Annotated in this window: 15 protein-coding genes and 1 riboswitch; of the genes, 2 read left to right on the top strand and 13 right to left on the bottom strand. The window is 51.0% G+C overall.

The window, feature by feature from the left end:
• Positions 1-473: 473 nt before the first annotated feature.
• The 3 genes from serS to ACGG90_RS13955 all read right to left on the bottom strand — a co-directional run bounded on the left by serS (position 474) and on the right by ACGG90_RS13955 (position 4,277).
• The gene (serS, locus tag ACGG90_RS13965) at positions 474-1,754 is read right to left on the bottom strand and encodes a serine--tRNA ligase (RefSeq protein ID WP_390410374.1); all 1,281 of its coding nucleotides are present in this window, start codon (positions 1,752-1,754) and stop codon (positions 474-476) included.
• Between the two features lie 275 nt (positions 1,755-2,029).
• Positions 2,030-2,710 (bottom strand): Crp/Fnr family transcriptional regulator, encoded by a 681-nt coding sequence (locus tag ACGG90_RS13960; RefSeq protein ID WP_390410372.1) that lies wholly within the window; start codon positions 2,708-2,710, stop codon positions 2,030-2,032.
• Positions 2,697-4,277, bottom strand: a complete 1,581-nt coding sequence (locus ACGG90_RS13955) for a helix-turn-helix domain-containing protein (protein ID WP_390410370.1) — start codon at positions 4,275-4,277, stop codon at positions 2,697-2,699. Before ACGG90_RS13955 ends, ACGG90_RS13960 begins: the two co-directional genes overlap by 14 nt.
• Before the next feature lie 231 nt (positions 4,278-4,508).
• On the opposite strand from ACGG90_RS13955, the gene ACGG90_RS13950 reads away from it, so the two are divergent.
• Both ACGG90_RS13950 and ACGG90_RS13945 read left to right on the top strand, forming a co-directional pair.
• Positions 4,509-5,174 carry a deoxynucleoside kinase gene (locus ACGG90_RS13950; protein ID WP_390410369.1) on the top strand — a complete coding sequence of 222 codons (666 nt, stop codon included), beginning with the start codon at positions 4,509-4,511 and terminating at the stop codon, positions 5,172-5,174.
• Between the two features lie 115 nt (positions 5,175-5,289).
• Positions 5,290-6,720, top strand: coding sequence for a helix-turn-helix domain-containing protein (locus ACGG90_RS13945; RefSeq protein WP_390410367.1), 1,431 nt, complete (start codon positions 5,290-5,292; stop codon positions 6,718-6,720).
• A 730-nt stretch (positions 6,721-7,450) separates the two neighbouring features.
• Here the strand turns inward: ACGG90_RS13945 and ACGG90_RS13940 are convergent.
• From ACGG90_RS13940 to ACGG90_RS13895, 10 genes are all read right to left on the bottom strand, one after another.
• A complete protein-coding gene (locus ACGG90_RS13940) occupies positions 7,451-8,236 on the bottom strand; it encodes an ABC transporter ATP-binding protein (protein WP_390410366.1) in 786 nt (261 codons plus the stop codon).
• Positions 8,237-8,245: 9 nt separating this feature from the next.
• Positions 8,246-9,523 (bottom strand): threonine ammonia-lyase IlvA, encoded by a 1,278-nt coding sequence (ilvA, locus tag ACGG90_RS13935; RefSeq protein ID WP_390410379.1) that lies wholly within the window; start codon positions 9,521-9,523, stop codon positions 8,246-8,248.
• Between the two features lie 135 nt (positions 9,524-9,658).
• The gene (gene ilvC, locus ACGG90_RS13930) at positions 9,659-10,681 is read right to left on the bottom strand and encodes a ketol-acid reductoisomerase (protein WP_390410364.1); all 1,023 of its coding nucleotides are present in this window, start codon (positions 10,679-10,681) and stop codon (positions 9,659-9,661) included.
• Positions 10,682-10,782: 101 nt separating this feature from the next.
• Positions 10,783-12,501, bottom strand: coding sequence for a biosynthetic-type acetolactate synthase large subunit (gene ilvB / locus ACGG90_RS13925; RefSeq protein WP_390410362.1), 1,719 nt, complete (start codon positions 12,499-12,501; stop codon positions 10,783-10,785).
• A gap of 392 nt (positions 12,502-12,893) precedes the next feature.
• Positions 12,894-13,691, bottom strand: a complete 798-nt coding sequence (locus ACGG90_RS13920; RefSeq protein WP_390410360.1) for a hypothetical protein — start codon at positions 13,689-13,691, stop codon at positions 12,894-12,896.
• Between the two features lie 640 nt (positions 13,692-14,331).
• Positions 14,332-15,726: an amino acid permease gene (locus ACGG90_RS13915; protein WP_390410378.1), complete on the bottom strand. Its 1,395-nt coding sequence runs from the start codon at positions 15,724-15,726 to the stop codon at positions 14,332-14,334.
• Positions 15,727-15,848: 122 nt separating this feature from the next.
• Positions 15,849-16,015, bottom strand: a riboswitch (Lysine riboswitch).
• 59 nt (positions 16,016-16,074) lie between these two features.
• Complete coding sequence (gene budA / locus ACGG90_RS13910; RefSeq protein WP_390410376.1) at positions 16,075-16,785, bottom strand: acetolactate decarboxylase; 711 nt, start codon at positions 16,783-16,785, stop codon at positions 16,075-16,077.
• A gap of 273 nt (positions 16,786-17,058) precedes the next feature.
• Positions 17,059-18,735 carry an acetolactate synthase AlsS gene (gene alsS, locus ACGG90_RS13905; RefSeq protein ID WP_390410358.1) on the bottom strand — a complete coding sequence of 559 codons (1,677 nt, stop codon included), beginning with the start codon at positions 18,733-18,735 and terminating at the stop codon, positions 17,059-17,061.
• A gap of 189 nt (positions 18,736-18,924) precedes the next feature.
• Positions 18,925-19,476 carry a hypothetical protein gene (locus tag ACGG90_RS13900; protein WP_390410357.1) on the bottom strand — a complete coding sequence of 184 codons (552 nt, stop codon included), beginning with the start codon at positions 19,474-19,476 and terminating at the stop codon, positions 18,925-18,927.
• Positions 19,477-19,600: 124 nt separating this feature from the next.
• Positions 19,601-20,119, bottom strand: coding sequence for a GNAT family N-acetyltransferase (locus ACGG90_RS13895; RefSeq protein ID WP_390410355.1), 519 nt, complete (start codon positions 20,117-20,119; stop codon positions 19,601-19,603).
• Between the last annotated feature and the right edge of the window lie 362 nt (positions 20,120-20,481).

The following is a 20,481-nucleotide window of genomic DNA, read 5'->3' as shown; positions in this document are numbered from 1 at the left end:
TCACTAAGGTCGAAACCTTAGATCCGAGATTTACTAGCGAATTGACTTCGCTCATGTTTAATTCTTTTCATTTAAGAAAAGCCCTATCACATTTACGAAACTTTGTTCAGTTTTCAAAGGACTACCTGGTTGAAAATGTTACAATCAACTTTTCAATTATATCATTTTCATCTGATCGTTGTCAAGAAAAAGTTTTAATAACTTTTTCAGTAACAAGGCTAATGCCTCGTCGCGACAACTTTTATATCATACCAGCCTGACCAAGTGAAGTCAACAACTTATTTCGTCGACCTGTTGGAAACGCCGGTGTTATCTAAAAGACAACTTTGATATCATATCAAGCCGGGCCAGCGGCGTCAACTATTTTCTGAAAAAATTTATTGCCTCCCAAACGGCGGTGCCGCGCATAACGCAAAACAGCTATGCCTCAACGATTCAAAATCTGAATCGTGAAGCATAGCTGTTTAACCAGTTTATGGCTTGGTGATAACCGTTTGGCCGGCCATATATGGTACTAAGACTTCCGGAATGGTGACCGAACCGTCTGCGTTTTGGTAGTTTTCTAAGATTGCTGCGACTGTGCGGCCCACTGCCAAACCAGAGCCGTTCAAGGTGTGGACAAACTGCGGCTTGCCATTCTCGTCGCGATACTTGATGCCGGCACGGCGCGCTTGAAAGTCCGTACAGTTGGAGCAGCTGGAGATCTCACGATAGCGGTCTTGGGCTGGCAGCCAGACTTCCAAGTCATTGGTTTTGGCACTGGTGAAGCTGGCATCCCCGCTGGCTAAAGTGATCACGTGATATGGCAAGTTGAGCTTGCGCAACAAATCTTCGGCGTCATGGATCAAATTCTTGAGTTCTTGCCAAGAATCTTCTGGCTTGCAGAATTTGACCATTTCCACTTTATTGAATTGATGCATCCGGATCAAGCCGCGGGTATCACGGCCAGCAGACCCAGCTTCAGAGCGAAAGGCTGGCGAAAGTGCCGTGAACGAAACCGGCAATTCGTCGGCTGGGATGATCTCGTTGCGATAATAGTTGACCAACGGCACTTCAGCCGTGGGGATCAAGGTCATGTCTTGATCATCATTGGTGATGGAATACACGTCTTCGGTAAACTTCGGGAACTGCCCGGTACCAAACATCGAGTCGTCGTTAACCAAATAAGGCGTGAGCATTTCCGTGTAGCCTTCTTTATAGTGTTCATCCAAGAAGAAGTTATACACGGCGCGTTCCAAGCGGGCCCCGGCGCCTTTATAGTAGACAAAGCGCGCGCCAGAAACCTTGGCTGCACGCGTAAAGTCTAAGATCCCTAAGGCTTCGCCGATTTCGTAATGGGCTTTAGGCGTGAAGTCGAATTGGCGAATGTTGCCCCACTTGTATTCTTCGCGCGAATCGTCTTCATTCAACGACATCGGCACATCATCGGCTGGGAAGTTCGGCAAACGCACCAGAATGTGTTCGATTTGCGCATCAACTTGCTTGAGCTGGCCGTCTAATTGGCCGACTTGCTTGCCGACTTCGCGCATCGCCGCGATTTGGTCGCTGGCGTCTTCTTTGTTGCGCTTGGCTTGCGCGATTTCATCAGACACGACGTTGCGCTTGGCTTTAAGCGCTTCGGTTTGGCCGATGATCTCGCGGCGCTTGGCATCTAAGGCCAACACTTCATCGATTTGCACCCCATCGACGCCGCGCGCAGCTAATTTGGTTTTGGCCCAATCTGGTTGCTGACGCAATAACTTGATATCTAGCATGTTTTTCCTCCAATTGTTTGATGAATGCACACAAAAAGCCCTCCATCCGATTGGGACGAAAGGCTTATTCCGCGGTACCACCCAAAGTTCAGCCATCAGGCCACACTCGAAATGGATAACGGCCATCACCGTGCGAGTCTTCCCCGCCCACTATCACGCTGGAATCAAGGGGGTCGTGGCTCACACCAGCCGCCACGTCTCTGAGTCCCCTTATATTAGGCGCTTCATCATGTGTTTGTTGCATTCAGAATAAACCATCCAGGCGCATTTTGCAACTAGTCGAGGCGACTTGGGTCAAGGATCTCGATCACCTTGCCGCGGCCTTGTAAAATCACCCCAGCGTCTTCTAACAACGTCAATTTGCGACTTAACGTTTCAGGCGTGGTGCCAAGGTAATCAGCCAGGTCTTTCTTCTTCATCGGCAACGTGATGTGCGCGCCTTGTTCGGCTAGTTGGGTCCGCAAATAATGCCGCAAGCGCGCTGCCACATCGGCTGTGGTCGCCAAAGTAGTTTGGGTTTCCAATTCATCGACACGGCTGGCTAACGCTTGGATCACGGCCATCGACACTTCAGGATAAGTCTTCAGCAGCGCTTGAAAGTCGTGCTTATATAAGACACACGCCACCACCGGTGTTGTGGCACGGGCTTCTGCGGTATGGGTTTGATCGGCAAACATCGCCGCATCCCCGTCAAAATCCCCAGGGCCTAACAGCCGCAACAATTGTTCACGCCCGTCTGCACTGACGCGGGCGATTTTGACTTGGCCGTGATGCAAGATATACAGCGCATCGGCTTTGCTGTCAGGCAAATAAAGCGGCGTGCCGGCTGGAATGTGTTCATGATGCACCAAGGCTTCGACTTGCTCTAATTGCGCATGCGGCAGCCGGTTAAAAATCGGCACCGTGGCCACACACAAGTCATGTGCAGGATGTTGATGTTGATCAGTAATCGCCATCGCCGCCCACACTTAGCTTATCATCCCAGATTTGGCGGATCGTGGCATACAATTCGCCATACCAATCATTGGAGCTGGTCGACGCCCATTTATAAGTCAAAGCATGGCCTTTCTTCTCAGCGGCATCAGGCACCGTGGAGCTTTCAATCACCAAGTCCACTTGATCAAGCGGGCAATCAGTTGGCGACACCAGCTCGATCCAAGGCTGATTCATTAAGAAGGCCAACAAGTCGATATAGCCTAACAAAGTTTGTTCAATGACCACCGCCACTTTGACTTTAACTGGCGGCACGAACTGCACCACCAGCTGCAAGACGTTACGATAGAAGGAGTCAGTCAATACATCACTGACTTGACTGAATTCTTGCAAGTCATGGCTGAAAATAATGTGTTCCAGCGTTTGACGGACCTTCTTGCGCAAGCCGGAGTTGTCCGGCATTTGATGCAGTTTCTCGTTGACTTCATAAGCGATCACTTCAGTTAAGTCTTCACCAAATTCCAAGATCGAAATGGTGACTGCCAACAAATTAGCCAACAACATGTTGACTGTGGCTTGCGGCAATTGGCCATCACTTAAGAAATCCACCGGCAGCTTGGCCAGAAACTCTGTGACTAAGGTATAGATCTCTGGGTTATAGCGTTCAAAGCGCTTGACCACAGTCGAAGAAATATCAGTTCCAGTTGTCACATAAAACGGCAAGAAGTTGAACAAGAAGAACAGCGAGGCAGATTCCCCCATTTGTTCGCTGATACTCATTGGAACAAACACCGGGGTTGGGTCAAGTTGTTCCTTCAGTTCTTCAAACACGTTTGGCACCGGATATTTCAAGGCGTAATGGCTGGTGTTTAACGCAACGGTGTAACCGTCTTTGGCGCGTTGTTCTGCCACCGCCCAATAATACATGGCAATTTCGCGGGTGACTAAATTCGGCACGCCCATGTCAAACATCTTGATGATCGCGTCGATTTCTTGGCCTTTGCGCGTGCGGTCTGCTTCATCAAACGGCCAACCGGCACCATCAGTAGCCATCCAGAAGATGATCGTCAGAAAGACCCGGATGCGCTTTTCGTCACCTTGCAAACTCAGCGTCTCATAAGAGAAGCGCACCCCGAATTTCCGGGCAAAATCACGCACCGGCTTGAGGTGGCGCAACATGGTGGCCTTGCTGGTGTCTTCATGTTTCAAGAACGCTTCGAAATTGACGTACTTATGATACAACATGGCTTCCAAGAACTTATAAGGCTGGCCTTGCTGCACAAAATACAAGCGGACCTTGGAAGAAGGTTCATTAAAAAGCCGTTTGGTCGTGGCATCCTTATGGTGGGTCATTTGCTCAAGGGCTTCGACCAATCCATTGTAAGTGTTATAAACGCTTCCATAATTTCGTCCGGTCAACGAAGCGATCTGTTTGAGATTCACATCTTTGACCAGCGGTTTCCCACTGCGTTCCAGCTCCAACCGGTCTTCCACCGGTGTTTGAGCGACGCGGGCGTTCACGATGCGCCGAAACAGACTCATTTTCTCAGATTCGGACATCGACAGGAATATATCTTCCCGACCTCGCATATTACGATTCCCCCAGTTATTCTTCTACGATTATTCGGTATAATTATAACCGTAATGGATAACAATTTTCAAATTAAGATTTACGAAATCTGATTTCGTCATGATAATGTGATAACTTTATACATTTTGTGCTGTGATTCAAGGCCAACAATCACACTTGCAAAAGCATTAGCCAACCCGTATGATGGAAGTCGCGTTAATTTCAGCCGGATAAAAAGTCGAGGGAGCATGATGACATTGATCGTATTAGCAGGAACTATCGGGGCCGGTAAGACCAGCCTCACTCAGATGTTGGCAGACCACTTAGGCACGCAAGCCTTCTATGAATCAGTGGATGACAACGAAGTCTTACCATTATTCTATAAAGACCCCAAGAAGTACGCCTTCTTGCTGCAGATCTACTTCTTGAACACGCGCTTTGCCGCCATCAAGCAAGCTTATCGTGACGACAACAACGTCTTGGACCGCTCGATTTTTGAAGACAGCTTGTTGTTTCACCTCAACGCCGACTTAGGCCGCGTCACCAACACCGAAGTCAAAGTCTACGACGACTTGTTGGCCAATATGATGGAAGAATTGCCTTATGCCGCCCACAAGAAGCGCCCAGACTTGTTGGTGCACATCCGCGTGTCCTTTGAAACGATGCTGGAGCGCATCAAGCGCCGCGGCCGGCCTTATGAACAAATCGATGCCGACCCGACTTTATATGACTATTACAAAGAACTCAACAAGCGTTATGACACATGGTATGACAACTACAACGAAAGTCCCAAGATGCAAATCAATGGGGACGAGTTAGATTTTGTTGATAATGAACTTGATCAACAACAAGTCTTAGCCTTGATCGACCAGCGCTTGCAAGAATTAGACCAAGCCCACCAACAAGCGGCGCAATAACAGCTATACCAATTACGGGAACCGGAAACGGTTCCCACTTTTTGCGTGGCAGCGAAAAACCTATAGAAAATCTTATATATTTTGATATAATAGTGTAGAAGAGGAGGGGTGCGGTGTGGAATTTGAGGCGATGTTTCTGGATAATCTGGCCATGGCCAAACTTGAATTGCTCAAGACTTTGCTGCGGACCCCACAAGCCGACACCATTGCCGACTTGGCCCAAGCGATGGGCCAAACCTATCAGCGCACCTACAACTTGTTTCAAGCGCTGGTCGATGACTTAACCGTGCAATATTCGCTAAGCCCAGAACAAGCCCGCACCAAACTATTGGCAGATGCCGCCAAGCGCCCGTCTTTGGATCATTATCGCTTCTTTCTGCTGCAAGCATCGCTGGCTTGGCAATATTTTGACATGCTGGTCCAAGGCCATACCCCAAATCTCGATCAATTCTGCGCCAAACACTTTATCAGCCGCTCGACACTCACCCGCAAAACCAACCTTTTACGCAAACTCCTGCGCCGCTATCGCATCCGCTTAAACAACGCCAAAGCCGTCATCGAAGGCGACGAAGCGCTGGTCCGCCGCGCCATTGCCGAGATCTATTGGCGTGCCACCCGCGGCGTACGATGGCCGTTTGGCGCCGTTGATCGCGCCACGATCGCCGCGCAATGCCAAGTGCGGCCCAACCCGGCTGGCTTGTTGAACGAATTCGGCTATTATCAACTGGCTGTCGCGCGCCTGCGCTTGGCAGCCGGCCACACCTTAGCGCCGCTTGCACTGCCAGGCGCTTATGATTATTTCACTGCCGATGCGTTCCCCCATGTCACCGCCGTTGACCTTGCCACAGAAAATGCCGGCATGACCTTCTTGCATCACACCAATTTGAATTTCTCACGCAGCGATCAATCAGCCATCCAAGCCGATCTTGAAGCGTGGTTTCCTCAAGCAGCCCGCGCCAATGTGCGCTTGTGCCAAATGCTGGCTGCAAATTATACCATTGATTCCCCCACCGCATGCAACCTCTTGCGCGTCATCGCTTGTTTCATGCGCTACGGCGGCGATTATCTCAAAGCCTGCGACTTCAATCAGCCGCCGCATCAGCGCTTTGTCACCCCGCACTTGCATCGCGAGTTATTAGCCGTGATTTCAACTTTAGGGGTGCCTGCGCTGAACACCGCCGCCGAAGCATTTGCAAAAATGGTCACATATTTAGTCGCCCCTTTGCAGCGCTTGGCCACCTCGCCTGCCGCCGTTGAGATCTGTGTGTTGGTTGAGCCCAATGACACGATGAATCAGCGCTTGACGACGTTCTTGACGAATCTGCAATTTGTCCATTTGCACAACGCCCAAACGCTAAATCAATGCGACTTGGTGATCGCCGAAGCCGACAGTTTGATCACCCCGCAAACCCAAGCCTTCGCCAAAACCCACCCCAAACAGTATTTTATCTGGTCGCTTGACGCCATTGAAGCAGACTATCGCAAGCTGTTTGCCGCGATCGATCGCTTGCATCAACATAAACTGATCAAACTAGAACAAGCATAACCAAAAAGCCGGCCAATGCGCCTCGTGATACGAGGTACACTGGCCGGCTTTTGGTCGTGTTGGTTGCGGTTATTTGAGGACGGCCCTACTTGTCACGCCATCTCTAACTATCAGTCTACTTGGTTATTAAGCAACTCGCTTGTGTATCAGTCACAACTCGCCAAGGCAAAGAACATCTTCGCACCATCCGTGATACACATCGCTAAAATCCTTAGCCTCACTCTGATTCATCGTCCAACACGCCAAAGCAATTCGACACGATATCCTTGCTGAATCATGGATTCGTAGCATCGATTTAAACAAGCAGCTGATACGAATCACGTAGGAGCGGTGAGGCGTAGGTATGTGGCGGCAACAAGCCGGTCAGGCCGTGAAACGATCAGCAAAGTGAGACAAGTGCACTTTGCTTGGCTCGCTGTGCTGATCGCGGCAAATGCCAAGACCCGCGCTGAGCGCAGCGATGCGGGGCTTGGCATTTAGGTGGAAAACGCGCGCTTCTCAGCGCAGTTGGAACCGGCCGCACCGCCTGCGCCGGCTTGTTGCCGCCACATGCCGAAGCCTCACCGATCCGGACCTTTACCAGGTCCTCGCTGGATATGTTGTGGCCTTCGTCGAGCTGCATGGCGCAACGCGATCGCGTATAAGCTGTCCCGAGCTTATGGCAAAGACCGCCATTAGCTCAGGCCATCTTATACACATCGCTAAATTCGGGCCGCTCCGCTCTGGTTTACTATGCCGGATACACCGCGATGCGATCGGTCCCGATCTGCGCGGTTTGGATCGGCTTGGCGTAGAATTCACTCAACTTATCAGCATTCAGCAAATCCTCGCGCGCGCCTTGGGCAAAGACTTCGCCATCTTTAAGCAGCATCACATGCGTGAAACACGGCATCAATTCTTCCGTGTAATGCGACACAAACAACAAAGCCGGCGCGTTATCCATATTGGCGATATTAGCCACACGCTGCAACAAGCCTTCACGGGCAAACAAGTCCAAGCCGTTGCATGGTTCATCTAAGATCAACAATTCCGGCTTGGCCATTAAGGCCCGCGCGATCATCACCACTTGCCGCTCGCCTTGTGACAACACAGCATAAGGCTTGCCGATCAGCTTGCCGCCACCCATTTCCACCAGGATCGCCTTGGCTTGATCAAGTTCGGCTTGGGTGTAGCGCTCGTACAAGCCGATGCTGGCAAATTTGCCTGACAGCACGATTTTCTCCACCAAATCGCCGCCATGCAGCCAGTCTTGCAAAGCCGTTGACACCCAGCCGATGCGCTTGGTGAGTTCCGGAATCGAGGTGTGGCCAAACACCCCGCCTAACACTTCTAATTGCCCGCTGGTTGGCCAAAGGTCGCCATGGATCATTTTGAGCATGGTGGTTTTGCCGGCCCCATTTAAGCCTAAGATCGCCCAGTTTTCACCTGGCTTGATCGACCATTCAATATGTTTGAGGATGGTTTTGGTGGTGCGTTCCAGCGAAACATCGCGAAACGCTAAGATCGGTTGCGCCATAATGTCCTCCTAAACTAACATGCCATAAAGCATTGGATTATCGACGAGATTAATGTATTTCGGATCGAACTTGGCCATGCGTTCAACCAGTTGCGGATATGTATTCTTGTCGCCAAGCAAGATCCCGATCAATACCGGACCATGGCCGCGGTTGACTTTCTTGGTATATTCGAACTTTGTGATGTCATCATCTGGGCCTAAGACTTGGCTGACGAATTCACGCAAAGCACCTGGCCGCTGCGGGAAGTTGAAGATGAAATAATGCTGCAAGCCGCCATAGATCAAGGCGCGTTCTTCAATTTCTTGCATGCGGTTGATGTCGTTGTTACCACCGGAAATGATGCAAACCACCGTTTTGTCAACGATTTCGTCTTTCAAATTGGCCAAGGCGGTCACACTCATGGCCCCAGCCGGTTCAGCGACGATCGCTTCTTTGGTGTATAGATCCAAGATGGTTTGCGCCACGGCGCCTTCTGGTACTTGGGTCATGATGTCAACGTGTTGGCGCGCCACTTGATAAGTTTTGCTGCCGGCAGTGGCTACGGCACAGCCATCCACGAAAGTATCCATGCCTTCGACAGTCACCGGATGCCCTGCATCAAAAGCTGCCGCCATCGACGCGGCAGTGGCAGGTTCCACGCCGACCACGTTGGTTTGCGGCGACACGCCTTTGGTATAAGTCGCCACCCCAGACACCAAGCCGCCGCCGCCAATGGCCACGCATAAATAATCCACAGCAAAGCCGCCAGCTTTGGCGTCTTGGAAGATCTCTGTGGCAATGGTGCCTTGCCCAGCCATCGTGTTGAAATCATCAAACGGCGCAATGAACGTCTGCTGATGCTCCGTGCAAAAGGCGTTGGCCGCTTGCGCACAGGCGTCGAAGGTGTCGCCAATCATTTTGATGGTCACGTTGTCGCCGCCGAAGAAGCGCACTTGATCGCACTTTTGCTTAGGCGTGGTCACTGGCATAAAAATCGTGGCGTGGATCCCCATGTGATGGCTGGTCCAAGCCACGCCTTGCGCGTGGTTGCCGGCACTGGCACACACCACGCCGCGTTGGCGCTGTTCTTGCGTGGTTTGAGAAATTGCATAATACGCGCCGCGGATCTTAAACGAGCGCACCGCTTGCAAGTCTTCACGCTTCAAATATACTTTGGCATGATATTTCTGCGATAAATAAGGGTCATATTGCAGTGGGGTGTGGGCAATAATTGGCGCCAACACCTCGCTTGCTTGTTCTACATCTGCTTGGGTCAATTGTTCTTTGACAGCCAATATCGCCACCATCCTTTCAATGATCATGAGTTGTCGGCGGAATGCGCCGCCTTGAACAGCTGAAGTTCAGCTGCTCAAGGCGAAGCCTCAATTTGCATTGAGACCCCGCGATAAGCAAAGAGCCGCAGAGAACTGCGGCTCATCACATTAAGCTTCTGGTGTGGAGTACTTGTCAGCTTCGGTAACGAATGGCATTGCCGCACGTAATTCGGCACCAACGCGAGAAAGCAAGGAGTTAGCGGAGCGTTCACGCAGCTGCTTGAGTTCTGGGAAGCCGGCCCGGTAATCTGCCATGAAGCGCTTGGCAAAAGTGCCATCTTGGATGTCTTTAAGGGCATCTTGCATAGCCTTCTTGGATTCTGGGCCGATAACCTTAGGACCGACGATGTAAGCACCGTATTCAGAAGTGTTGGAGCAGTCAGCATACATCTTGTTGAAGCCGCCTTCGTAGATCAAATCAGCGATCAGCTTCATTTCATGTTGGACTTCAAAGTAAGCAAGCTGTGGGCTGTAGCCGGCTTCAGTCAAGACTTCATAGCCGGTTTCGATCAAAGAAGTCAAGCCGCCCATTAAGACGTTCTGTTCGCCGAAGAGATCTTCATCAGTTTCTTCTTTGAAAGTGGTCTTCAACAAGCCGGCGCGGGCAGCACCGTTGCCCTTGGCAAATTCTTTGGCTTCGTCTTCGGCATGGCCTGAGTAATCTTGCCATACACCATACAATGCCGGAACACCGAAGCCTTCCTTATAAGTACGACGGCACAGGTTACCTGGGCCTTTAGGGGCCATGATGATGACGTCAACGTCTGCAGGCGGTACGATTTCGCCGTAGTACACGTTGAAGCCATGCGAGAAGCTCAAGATGTTGCCTGCTTCCAAGTTATCCGCAACGGATTCCTTGTAAACTTCAGACATTGCTTCATCAGTGGTCAGCATTTCGATCACATCAGCTTGCTTGGCTGCTTCAGCAACGGTGTAAACTTCAAAGCCGTCGCGAACCGCAGCGTCCCATGACTTACCAGGACGGGCACCGATGATGACATCAAAGCCTGAATCGCGCAAGTTGTTGGCTTGGGAGTGACCTTGCGCCCCGTAGCCGATAAAGGCAAACTTCTTGCCTTGCAGATAGTTCGTGGTAACGTCCTTTTCGTATAACATGTGTACTTCAGCCATATGTAATTACCTCCAGTAATTGTATGTGTTAGGTGTATTGAGAGTCGAGCAACAAATTAGATGAATCGTCTTGTGTTTCCATCACGCTTGCAATGAAGATCCTAAATACCCATCATGTGGTCATTGGATTGACCAGGCGCGATCATGGGATGCACCGCTTCGAGTTTCGGGATCGGCACTTCGATCAAAGCCGAGTGCCTTGAGGCAAGGGCCGCAGTCAAGGCGGCTTTCCAGTCCCCATGGGGATCAAGGCGATAATCCTCGATGCCATAGGCTTGCGCCAGCTTCTGGAAATCCGGTTGTTCATGGAAAACGGTTTGTGAGCGCCGTTCATCATAGAACAAGTCTTGCCATTGGCGCACCATCCCCAGCGTCCCATTGTTTAACAAGATGACTTTGATATTCAAGCCATATGCAGCCAGCACATCAAGCTCTTCGCTGGTCATCTGCAAGCTCCCATCCCCGGTAAAAAGGATGATCGTTTGATCCGGATGCGCAAATTGCGTGCCGATTGCGGCAGGAATACCAAAACCCATGGTGCCAAGGCCGCCACTGGTAACCAGTTGGCCAGGGAATGTGTACGGATAATATTGCGCCGCCCACATTTGGTGCTGCCCGACGTCGGTGACGACGTAGGCTTTGCCTTCAGTCAATGCGCCCACCGTTTCGATCAGCTGTTGCGGCTTGATCACGCCATCTTCATGACTATAGTGGTAAGGATGTGCCCGCCTGCGATCGCGGCATTCTTCGACCCATGCGGCGTGTGTCGCACTGGTCGAGTCTGCTTTGAGCAATTGCTTTAAAGCGGCTTTAGCGTCGGCATGAATGCCGAAAGTCGTTTTGATGATCTTGCCGATTTCTTTGGCATCGATGTCGATATGCGCGATTTGCGCATGCGGGGCGAAGCGCTTGGTGTTTGGTGCAAAGCGATCCTCGAAGCGGCAACCGACACTGATCAACAAATCACAGTTGTGCAAAGCCATGTTCGCGGCGAAGCTGCCATGCATGCCGGCCATGCCCATAAAAAGCGGATCGGTATTTGGCATAACGCCTAATCCAAGTAATGAGGCAATGACTGGAATGCCTTGGCGATGGGCCAAAGCCCGGAACTCTTCGGCAGCTTGGGCCGAAACGACGCCGCCGCCGGCAATGAGCACAGGTTTTTGCGCTTGGGCTAAGGCTTGTCGCAGTTGATCAAGGGTGTTAGCAGCAGTTTCTGATAAGCCTTGGGCCGGGACATCACGTGGGGCAAGATCTGGTACTTGAGTTGCTGGGATCTTGCCGGACATGATGTCCTTGGGCAAATCGACCACCACCGGTCCTTTGCGCCCGGATGTCGCGATGGCAAACGCCTCTTTGACGATCCGTGGCACTTCTTCAATGCTGCGGGCTTGAAAACCCGCTTTCGTCACCGAATGCGTGAGGTTTAAGATATCGACCTCTTGGAACGCATCAGTGCCGATCATTCTAGTCCCGACTTGGCCGGTGAAAATTACCATCGGCACCGAGTCGCGCATGCCATCGGCGATCCCAGTAATGGCATTGGTGGCCCCTGGTCCGCTGGTGACAAACACGACGCCGGTTTTATTCGTCGACTTGGCGAAGCCTTCTGCCGCATGGGCGGCTCCTTGTTCGTGTCGCACCAGGATATTATTGAAGTGTTTTTGATACATCACATCATATTCTGGTAAGATCGCGCCACCGGGATATCCGAAGACAACATTGACGCCTTGCTCGACTAACGTGTTGATCAACAGTTCTGCACCGCTAAGCTCTGCGACGACACTTTGCTGCGGCTTACTTGACTGTTTCATTTGCATTGATTCACCTCCTCTCTATGATTAAAACCAGATTAGCTTTTGGTTAGAAATCATGTCTTTTAATTTACTATAATTTCATAAATAGTCAAGAGGTTTGGCAAAAGTTTTTTGGAGATTTTTAAAAATAACCGTTCAAAGCCTGATATAACAAGGTTTATCGAAAACTGATTTTTTAAGCCTAGCGCTTCTGTCAACTTTTCGTACCTGTCGTTTCGCGAGGACTCGTTCACATTTGATGGCAGTTAACATGACGCGTCGGCTGCCGACTAACTCCTTGATCAAAGCATGAAAAAAGGCTTTGCCCCGCGATCTTGATCAGATCGTCAGGCAAAGCCTTGCCAATACGCTGCTAAAAACAATTAAAGCGTGAATGATGTAAAAATGAGGAAACTCTAACCAAATCCTTGGGCGGAACTCGGCGGCAAACTCGTGGCCGCCTCTTGATTCAACCGCCGCATTGCCGCAGCTTGATAAACTTCATTCAACCGGGCTTGATCATTGCCCAGCTCATACATGACAATGGTCATCACCTCAAAGTTGGTGAAGAAACGCGCCTGCGACGGCACTGTTTGCAGCCATTGGGCAAACGCCATTTCAAAATCGTCAACGGTCAAAGCCATGCGCGCCAGCAGCTCTGTCAGCAATTGTTTCTCGAAGTTGGTGATCTTCAGCCAAGACGTCTCATAATTAAAATTCTCCAATGACACTTCCGCGCTGACATCCAACTCCCGGTAAATCAGCTGCATCAACGTATGTAACGCGGGATCGTCATGATGCGTGCTAAACTCCAGCTTCAACTGCTGACGCAGCAACAAGGCGCAATAATCGTTATCCGATGCCGCCACAGCATTGGCATACGTATCTTGCAGCAAGGCCACAACGAGCTTGTAGCCTCGCAATGTGCTGTGTGCCGCCTTGTGCTTGGCCGTGGTGAAATCCACCACCCCAGGCAAATAGTACTGATGGATCCATAACCAGTCTGAAATATCCGCCAACGCCTCGCGCCCTTTAGCGGTCAATTCATATCCGGCCACCACCTGTGTCAAATAATGGTGGTTGATCAGCTTGTTCAATAATCTTTGTGGCTGCAAGTGGTAGCGTTCTTGCCACTGCGTTGAGTCAACAACGGTCATCGCATCGTCCATTGTGACCAGATATAAGAATACTTTTACTTCTGGTGTCATCCGCATGCTCAAGCCCCCAACAAGATCTTCTGACCAAATTGTAGCGGTAAAAGAAAGCGTTGTCAACAAAGGCCCCTGCCACCATCATCCCGCCTTAGAAAAAATGCACCATTTCACAATCAGCCCGCGCTTGCCGCGATTTGACCACTGACCTCAACGCCCCATAAACAACGGAAATATCGAAAAATCTCCTGCATTCACAAAATACCGCATCTCTTGCACCCAAAATTCAGCTTTACCAACACAAAAGCGGCAAGCCCCCGATTTAAACATCGAAAACTTGCCGCTTAAATTAGGATTTCACACCCTGTGCGCTGAATTTTCCTATCCTGATGCCAATAACAAAGGAGCGGTGAGGCGCAGGCGCGCGGGGCAAGCGTCGGTCAGGCCGTGAACCGTGTGGCATCTAGTAAGACTCGTGCACTTGGCGAGGCTTACTAGATGCCACACGCGGCAACTTTTGAGATTTGCAAGGCGAGCGCAGCGAGTGCAAAGCTCAAAAGTTAGGCGGAAAACACGCAGCGACGTGGAGCGCAGCGGAGCTAGTTGCGCGTTTGCAGCCGGCCGCACCGCCTGCGCCGACGCTTGCCCCGCGCGCCGAAGCCTCAACGCTCCGGGATCTTCGTCGAGCGCCGCTGCGCTTTGGTTACTTGCGATGTTCGCGATGCGGGGTCAAGTCCACTTCCGCAAGCGGGATCAAATGCGTCTTGTGTTTGACCTTATACCACACCAACAACACGATAAACAATGGGATCGACATGTAAGATACCAACAAACGGCCGATTTCAAAGTGTTTCACCGACTGCAAGTCTTGGCCCAAGATCACCACCAAACTCATCAGAATTGCCAAGATCGGCCCGATCGGGAACCATTTGGCGTGATAAGCCAATTCTGACAGATCATGACCTTGCAACATGAACGCGCGCCGGAAGCGGTAATGTGACACCGCGATCCCCAACCATGCCAAGAAGCCGGTCAAGCCGCTAGCTGCCACCAACAGCTGATACACACTAGGCCCCATGATGCTGGATAAGAACGTCAACGCCCCTACCGCCGTGGTCACCAACAAAGCCGGCAGCGGCACGCCGCGGCTGTTGGTTTTGCCAAAGATTCGCGGGGCAAAGCCGGAATTGCCCATTGCCCACAACATGCGTGTGGATGCATACATCCCCGAATTGGCACTGGACAACACCGACGTTAAGATCACCGCGTTCATCACCGAAGCCGCCCCAGCCAAGCCAATGCGCTTAAACACCAAGGTAAACGGCGAAATCGCCACATCACTGGCGCTGGCGCCAAGCAAATTCGGCGACGTGTAAGGAATGATCGCCGCAATCACCGCAATGGCTAAGATATAAAACAACAAGATTCGCCAGAACACCTGCTTGATTGCCTTGGGAATACTGGTTTCCGGCGTTTCGGACTCGCCGGCAGTGATGCCGATCAACTCCGTGCCTTGAAACGAGAAGCCAGCCACCACAAACACCGACAATGTCGCCGGCCAGCCGCCAACAAAAGGCGCCGCTTTGATCGTGTAGTTGTGAAAGCCGATTTTTGAACCGCCAAGGATCCCCACAATCGTCATGATCCCTACCGCCAAGAATACCAGCACAGTAATCACCTTGATCAGTGACAACCAGTACTCGGTTTCGCCAAAGCTTTTGACAGAAATAATGTTGATCACAAAAATCAACAACAAGAAACTTAAACTGAAAATCCACCCTGGCACTCCAGGCAGCCAGAAATGCATCACAATCGCAGTCGTGGCAATGTCCACGGCCACAGTGATCGCCCAGTTGAACCAATAATTCCACCCTAAAGCAAAACCCACCGCCGGGTCGACGAAGCGGCTGGCGTATTCAGAGAAACTGCCAGACACCGGGATATAAGTCGCCATTTCCCCAAGGCTGGTCATTAGGAAAAATACCATCACCCCAATGGCCAAATAAGCGAGGATCGCCCCGCCTGGCCCAGCCGTCGCGATTGCGCCACCGCTGGCGACAAATAATCCGGTACCGATTGAACCGCCTAACGCGATCATCGACAAGTGGCGCGTTTTTAACTCACGGCGCACCTGCGTATGTTGTTCTTGACTCACGATCTATTCCCTCACGATCTCCATTATCGGCGTTGATGATCCATTGCGCCTGAAAGAAACCGTTCAGACCAAATAGCGCACCGCCAAGCGACAGTCCAAGCGGTATTTCCGCTTGGCCCAAGTCGTGAGTGCCAATCACGGCTTTCGGCGCCGGCCCCTTTTGACAGCTGTTGCGTCTTGGCAGACGTCTCAACAGCTGCGACTAATGACCGGCGCAACCTCTATTTTTACCGGATAATAGTATAACAAAAAGCCGCCGGCATTGGCCAGCGGCTCTCAGGACGTTCTCATTTACTTCTCAGCTAATTTGATATCTTCGACGATCTTGTTGCCTTCCAGATCTTCTTTCTGGAAATCGGCATCTTCAACTGGCAAGTGCAAGCGCAAGTCAGAGAACTGCTGCAAGCCTAAATCTGCTTCAGCCACATCCATTTGCAACAAATGCCCGCCGAACTTGTGGTCATCACTTAAGAAATGCAAGTGAAAACCAGGCGCCGAAACGCCGGCATACAGTTGCGGAGAATAATAGCCCACCACTGTACCAGTGACATCGTCGGCTTCAAACAAAGTCTGTGCTTCAGCGGTTTGGCGCAGCGTAGGATATGGTGCCGTTTGGGCGCCGACCACGCGCGTTTGCACATGGTTGAAGCGGCCATGCATCCGGACACCTGCGAAAGTGTTGCGCGTCTTCAGCACAGATTCGATTTCAGGGCGAATGTCGGCATCCTTAAAGTTGTGCACCATTTCAGCGTGTTGGAACTGCGCATAATGCACATTGGCAAAAGGCACCTTCTCGTCAGGCTGAACCACGCGGATCTTGCCAGAAGAAGCCACTTGATAAACCACGCCGTCTAAGATCACTAATTCACCGTCTAAACCGGCCAGCGTGCCGATCCCAGTGTCCCCGTGCCGCATCAGCTCCCCAATGGAAAGCGTCCCGGCAAATAAGCCAGGTACTAGATTAGCCAAGGTCCCGTGTTGGAATAACAATGAACTCATGATGTCCCTCCTGTAAGGCGTGTTTCGTTCGATGGGTTTATTATACGCCTTGCTCAAAACAAAATGCAACACAGATGGTAATCTGTTACACAAGTGATTGATTACACAATCATAAACAGTGTAATATCAAGGAATTCCCCCGATGATTGTGCACGATAAGCTGATACATTATAATTCTTGATCTACCATCAAACTTTGTGAAGTCAGCAAATATCACAACAAAACCGGCCTCAGCAAGCGGATCGATCCGCTTATTGAAACCGGCTTTGGTCAAGATTAGTACAGTTGATCTTCCAACATGGCTTGGCTGAGCTTGATGTTATCAGAATAGTCAACTGGGATATCAACGACCACTGGGCCGTTTGTGGCAAAGGCTTCGTCTAAGACCTTACCTAATTCGGTTGGCTTATTGACGCGCAAACCTTTGGCCCCAAAGCTTTCGGCATACTTCACAAAATCAACCGGCCCAAAGTCAACACCTGCGGCTTGGCCGTATTTCATTTCTTCTTGGAACTTCACCATGTCATAATGGCCATCATTCCAGATAATATGCACAATGTTCAAGTGACGGCGCACGGCAGTTTCCAGCTCTTGGCTAGAGAACAAGAAGCCCCCATCACCGGAAATCGATACCGCCTTTTCATTCGGCCGGACCAAACTGGCTGCAATGGCCCAAGGCAAAGCCACCCCTAAAGTCTGCATCCCGTTAGAAAACAGCAGGCGGCGTGGTTCGTAGCTGCGGAAATGCCGCGCCATCCAAATGTAGAAACTGCCGACATCAACGGCGACGGTCATATGATCATCAACCCGTTTCTGCAATTCGGCAATGATCGACAACGGGTGACTATAAGTTTGCGTCTCAATGGCCGGCGGTACATCGCGATCATGCAGCTTTTCTTGCAGCCCTTGAAGCACCGACTTGGTACCAGGTGCCACTTGGTAGCCGCGGACCAACGGCGTCAGAATGTCTAACGTTTGAGAAATGTCGCCGACTAATTCTGTTTCTGGTTGGAAGTTGTGGTCGATTTCAGCAGGCGCCGAATCGATCACCACGATACGGGCTTTGCCGTCTTTGTTCCAGTTGCGCGGTTCGTATTCCACTGGATCATAGCCGATGGTGATCACCAAATCGGCATCTTGCAACAGTTGATCGCCTGGTTGATTCCGGAACAAACCGACCCGGCCAAAGAAGTTGGCTTCTTGGGCATGGGAGATGATCCCGGCACCTTGGAAAGTTTCAACCACTGGCAGTTCCGTGACCGCCAACAAATCGCGGATACTCTTGGTCACTTCCGGGGAGCTGGCGCGCATGCCCAATAGCAGCACCGGCAGTTCAGCTTCTTTGATCTGTCGAGCCAAATAAGTCATATCTTCTGGACTGGCCGGGCCAAGCTTAGGGGCTTTCATTGGTCGGATCGGTGCGGAGTTCACCGGCGCATCCGTCACGTCTTGGGGTACCGACACGAAGCTGGCCCCTTGTTTGCCGGATTCGGCAGCTTGATAAGCATTGGCCAACATCTCGGAAATATTGTCAGGGTCTTGCACTTCGGCAGAATATTTCGTGATCGGTGCAAACAGATCTGCGTTGCGCATGCTTTGATGCGATGCGCGCTGCAAGTCGGCACGCTTGACTTGCCCAGAAATTGCCAATACCGGATCGCCTTCAGCATTGGCCGTAACCAAGCCGGTAGCCAAGTTCGACGCCCCAGGGCCAGAAGTCGTGATCACAACGCCAGGCTTGCCAGTCAAGCGTCCGATCCCTGCTGCCATAAAGGCCGCATTCTGTTCGTGGCGCACGACCACCAATTCCGGAGCGTTGGGGTTAGTGGGATGTTCCAATTTCTCAAACACGCGATCGATTTTGGCCCCAGGGATCCCAAACACATAGTCCACTTGATGGTTGGCGAGGCTGTCGACGATCAAGTCGGCGCCATAGCGTTGCTCTTCTGTCATGAATAAATCTCCTTTGTTCGTTTGTCTGTGTTAAAGATTACCACATATCTGTTACATTGCAATAGTGAATTTTTATGTGCAAGTAGCCATATTGGGCATTTTCTGTTATGTTTTCACAATTTATCTGTAGCATGAACAATTCATCACAAAATGCAAAAGCGGGCAACCCCAAGGGATTGCCCGCTTACTTTAGTCTGCTAAGGACAAGGTGATCTTGCCGATCCCGGCTGCCTCATCTGTCACATGAAAATCAAATTGAAACTTCTCAAAAATATGTTTGAGCTTAGCATAGTTCTCTTTATCAAATGAGCTGATGTTGCCATCAACCGTGACCACGTCGGCTTTGCGTGCCAAATTCAAGAAAGCTTTAAGCGCCAGCTGCGCCAGCCCCATGTTCTGGAAATCAAAAAATGCCAACCGGCTTTCGGAACCTAACGTCTCTAACACCGTGATGTGCATCTTGTTGGTCCAGCGATTGAAGTCAAACAGCAATTGTGATTGATATTCAGCCTTGGAATGACCGTATTTGTCGACATTCTCAAACGGCGTATACACGGAAACCGTGAAGCTGTTTTTCTGGCGGTCAGGCTTAAAGTCAGTATAAACGATGTACTGCGTGGCCTTAGTTTCGCCTTCCGGCTGCGGCTGATTCATGCTAGAGAGGATGGTAAATTGTGGATCTTTTTCGATTGCGGCCAAGCGCTTAGCGTACACCTGATCATACTCTGTCTGCGAACTCATTTTGAAACCTCCACCTGTGATGTTAGTTTCATTATAGCATTAAGTCGCTTACGCCACGCAAGTTCTTTTGAAATTGAAATGAAAAAATTAATTTGCGGCATGTAATGATAAAAAAAGTGAAGTTTCATGCACCTGCTAAGCGTCTGTAATAAGCCTCAGCCCGGGGCTGGCCTTGCGTCAAACCAAGCGGCAGCGGCACTGTGAATTGATATTCAAAGCCCGCCCGCTCAAGTAAGACAATGGAGCGCTGATTCTCAGGAAACACTCCTGCCCACAAAGCCGTCATACCAGATCGAAACAAAAAATCACTCAATAATTCAAGTGCTTCTGTCATGTACCCCTGACCCCACAGCGGCCTGGCCAAAGCATAGCCGATTTCGCGCGTCCACACATCAGGGCTGTCTGGATCGCCGGTGCGCGGATAAGCGCCAATATTGCCGATCACCGTGTCGTCTAAGGTAATGGCAAAATCGCTGTGCGTGGTGATAAAGCGGCGCACCACCACCGCCGCTTGCCGTCTGGTTTGCGGCACCCGCATCCCAGCCGGACCAGCGACTTGCGGGTCGGTGGCATACTGCCAGTATTCATCAACGTCAGCTAACGTGAAATCACGAATCACGATCCGCTTGCCTACTAACTGCATGCCGCCACACCTCCTATGGCAGTGTATCATATCCGCTGGCAGTGAGCTATCGATCATCACCAGGACATGACAAATACACGATCGACAGTCGTCATCGTGTATGGTCGAGCCATCATTGGCTCCGTTATTGATTTTCGTCGCGCTGTGCAAAGCAGCGCAGCGTGGTTTAAGTACCCAACAGTTGCCTGCTGGGTGGATATCTGTAGTACGTCCTTTATTTGCCTGGCGGTTAAGCCTAGGCTTCACAGCGAACAGCGCGCTGTCGCTCTGGACGAGCGGGTCAAAGCGCGAACCACTCGCGCTTCCAGACGACCCGTTGCGGGGTGCGGAGTTCTGCAAGCTTGGCCTTCGCTTACCCTTGC

It is taken from the genome of Lacticaseibacillus jixiensis (genome assembly GCF_042847315.1).
Taxonomy (GTDB): Bacteria; Bacillota; Bacilli; order Lactobacillales; family Lactobacillaceae; genus Lacticaseibacillus; species Lacticaseibacillus jixiensis.
This window is presented reverse-complemented; position numbering and strand designations above follow the sequence as displayed.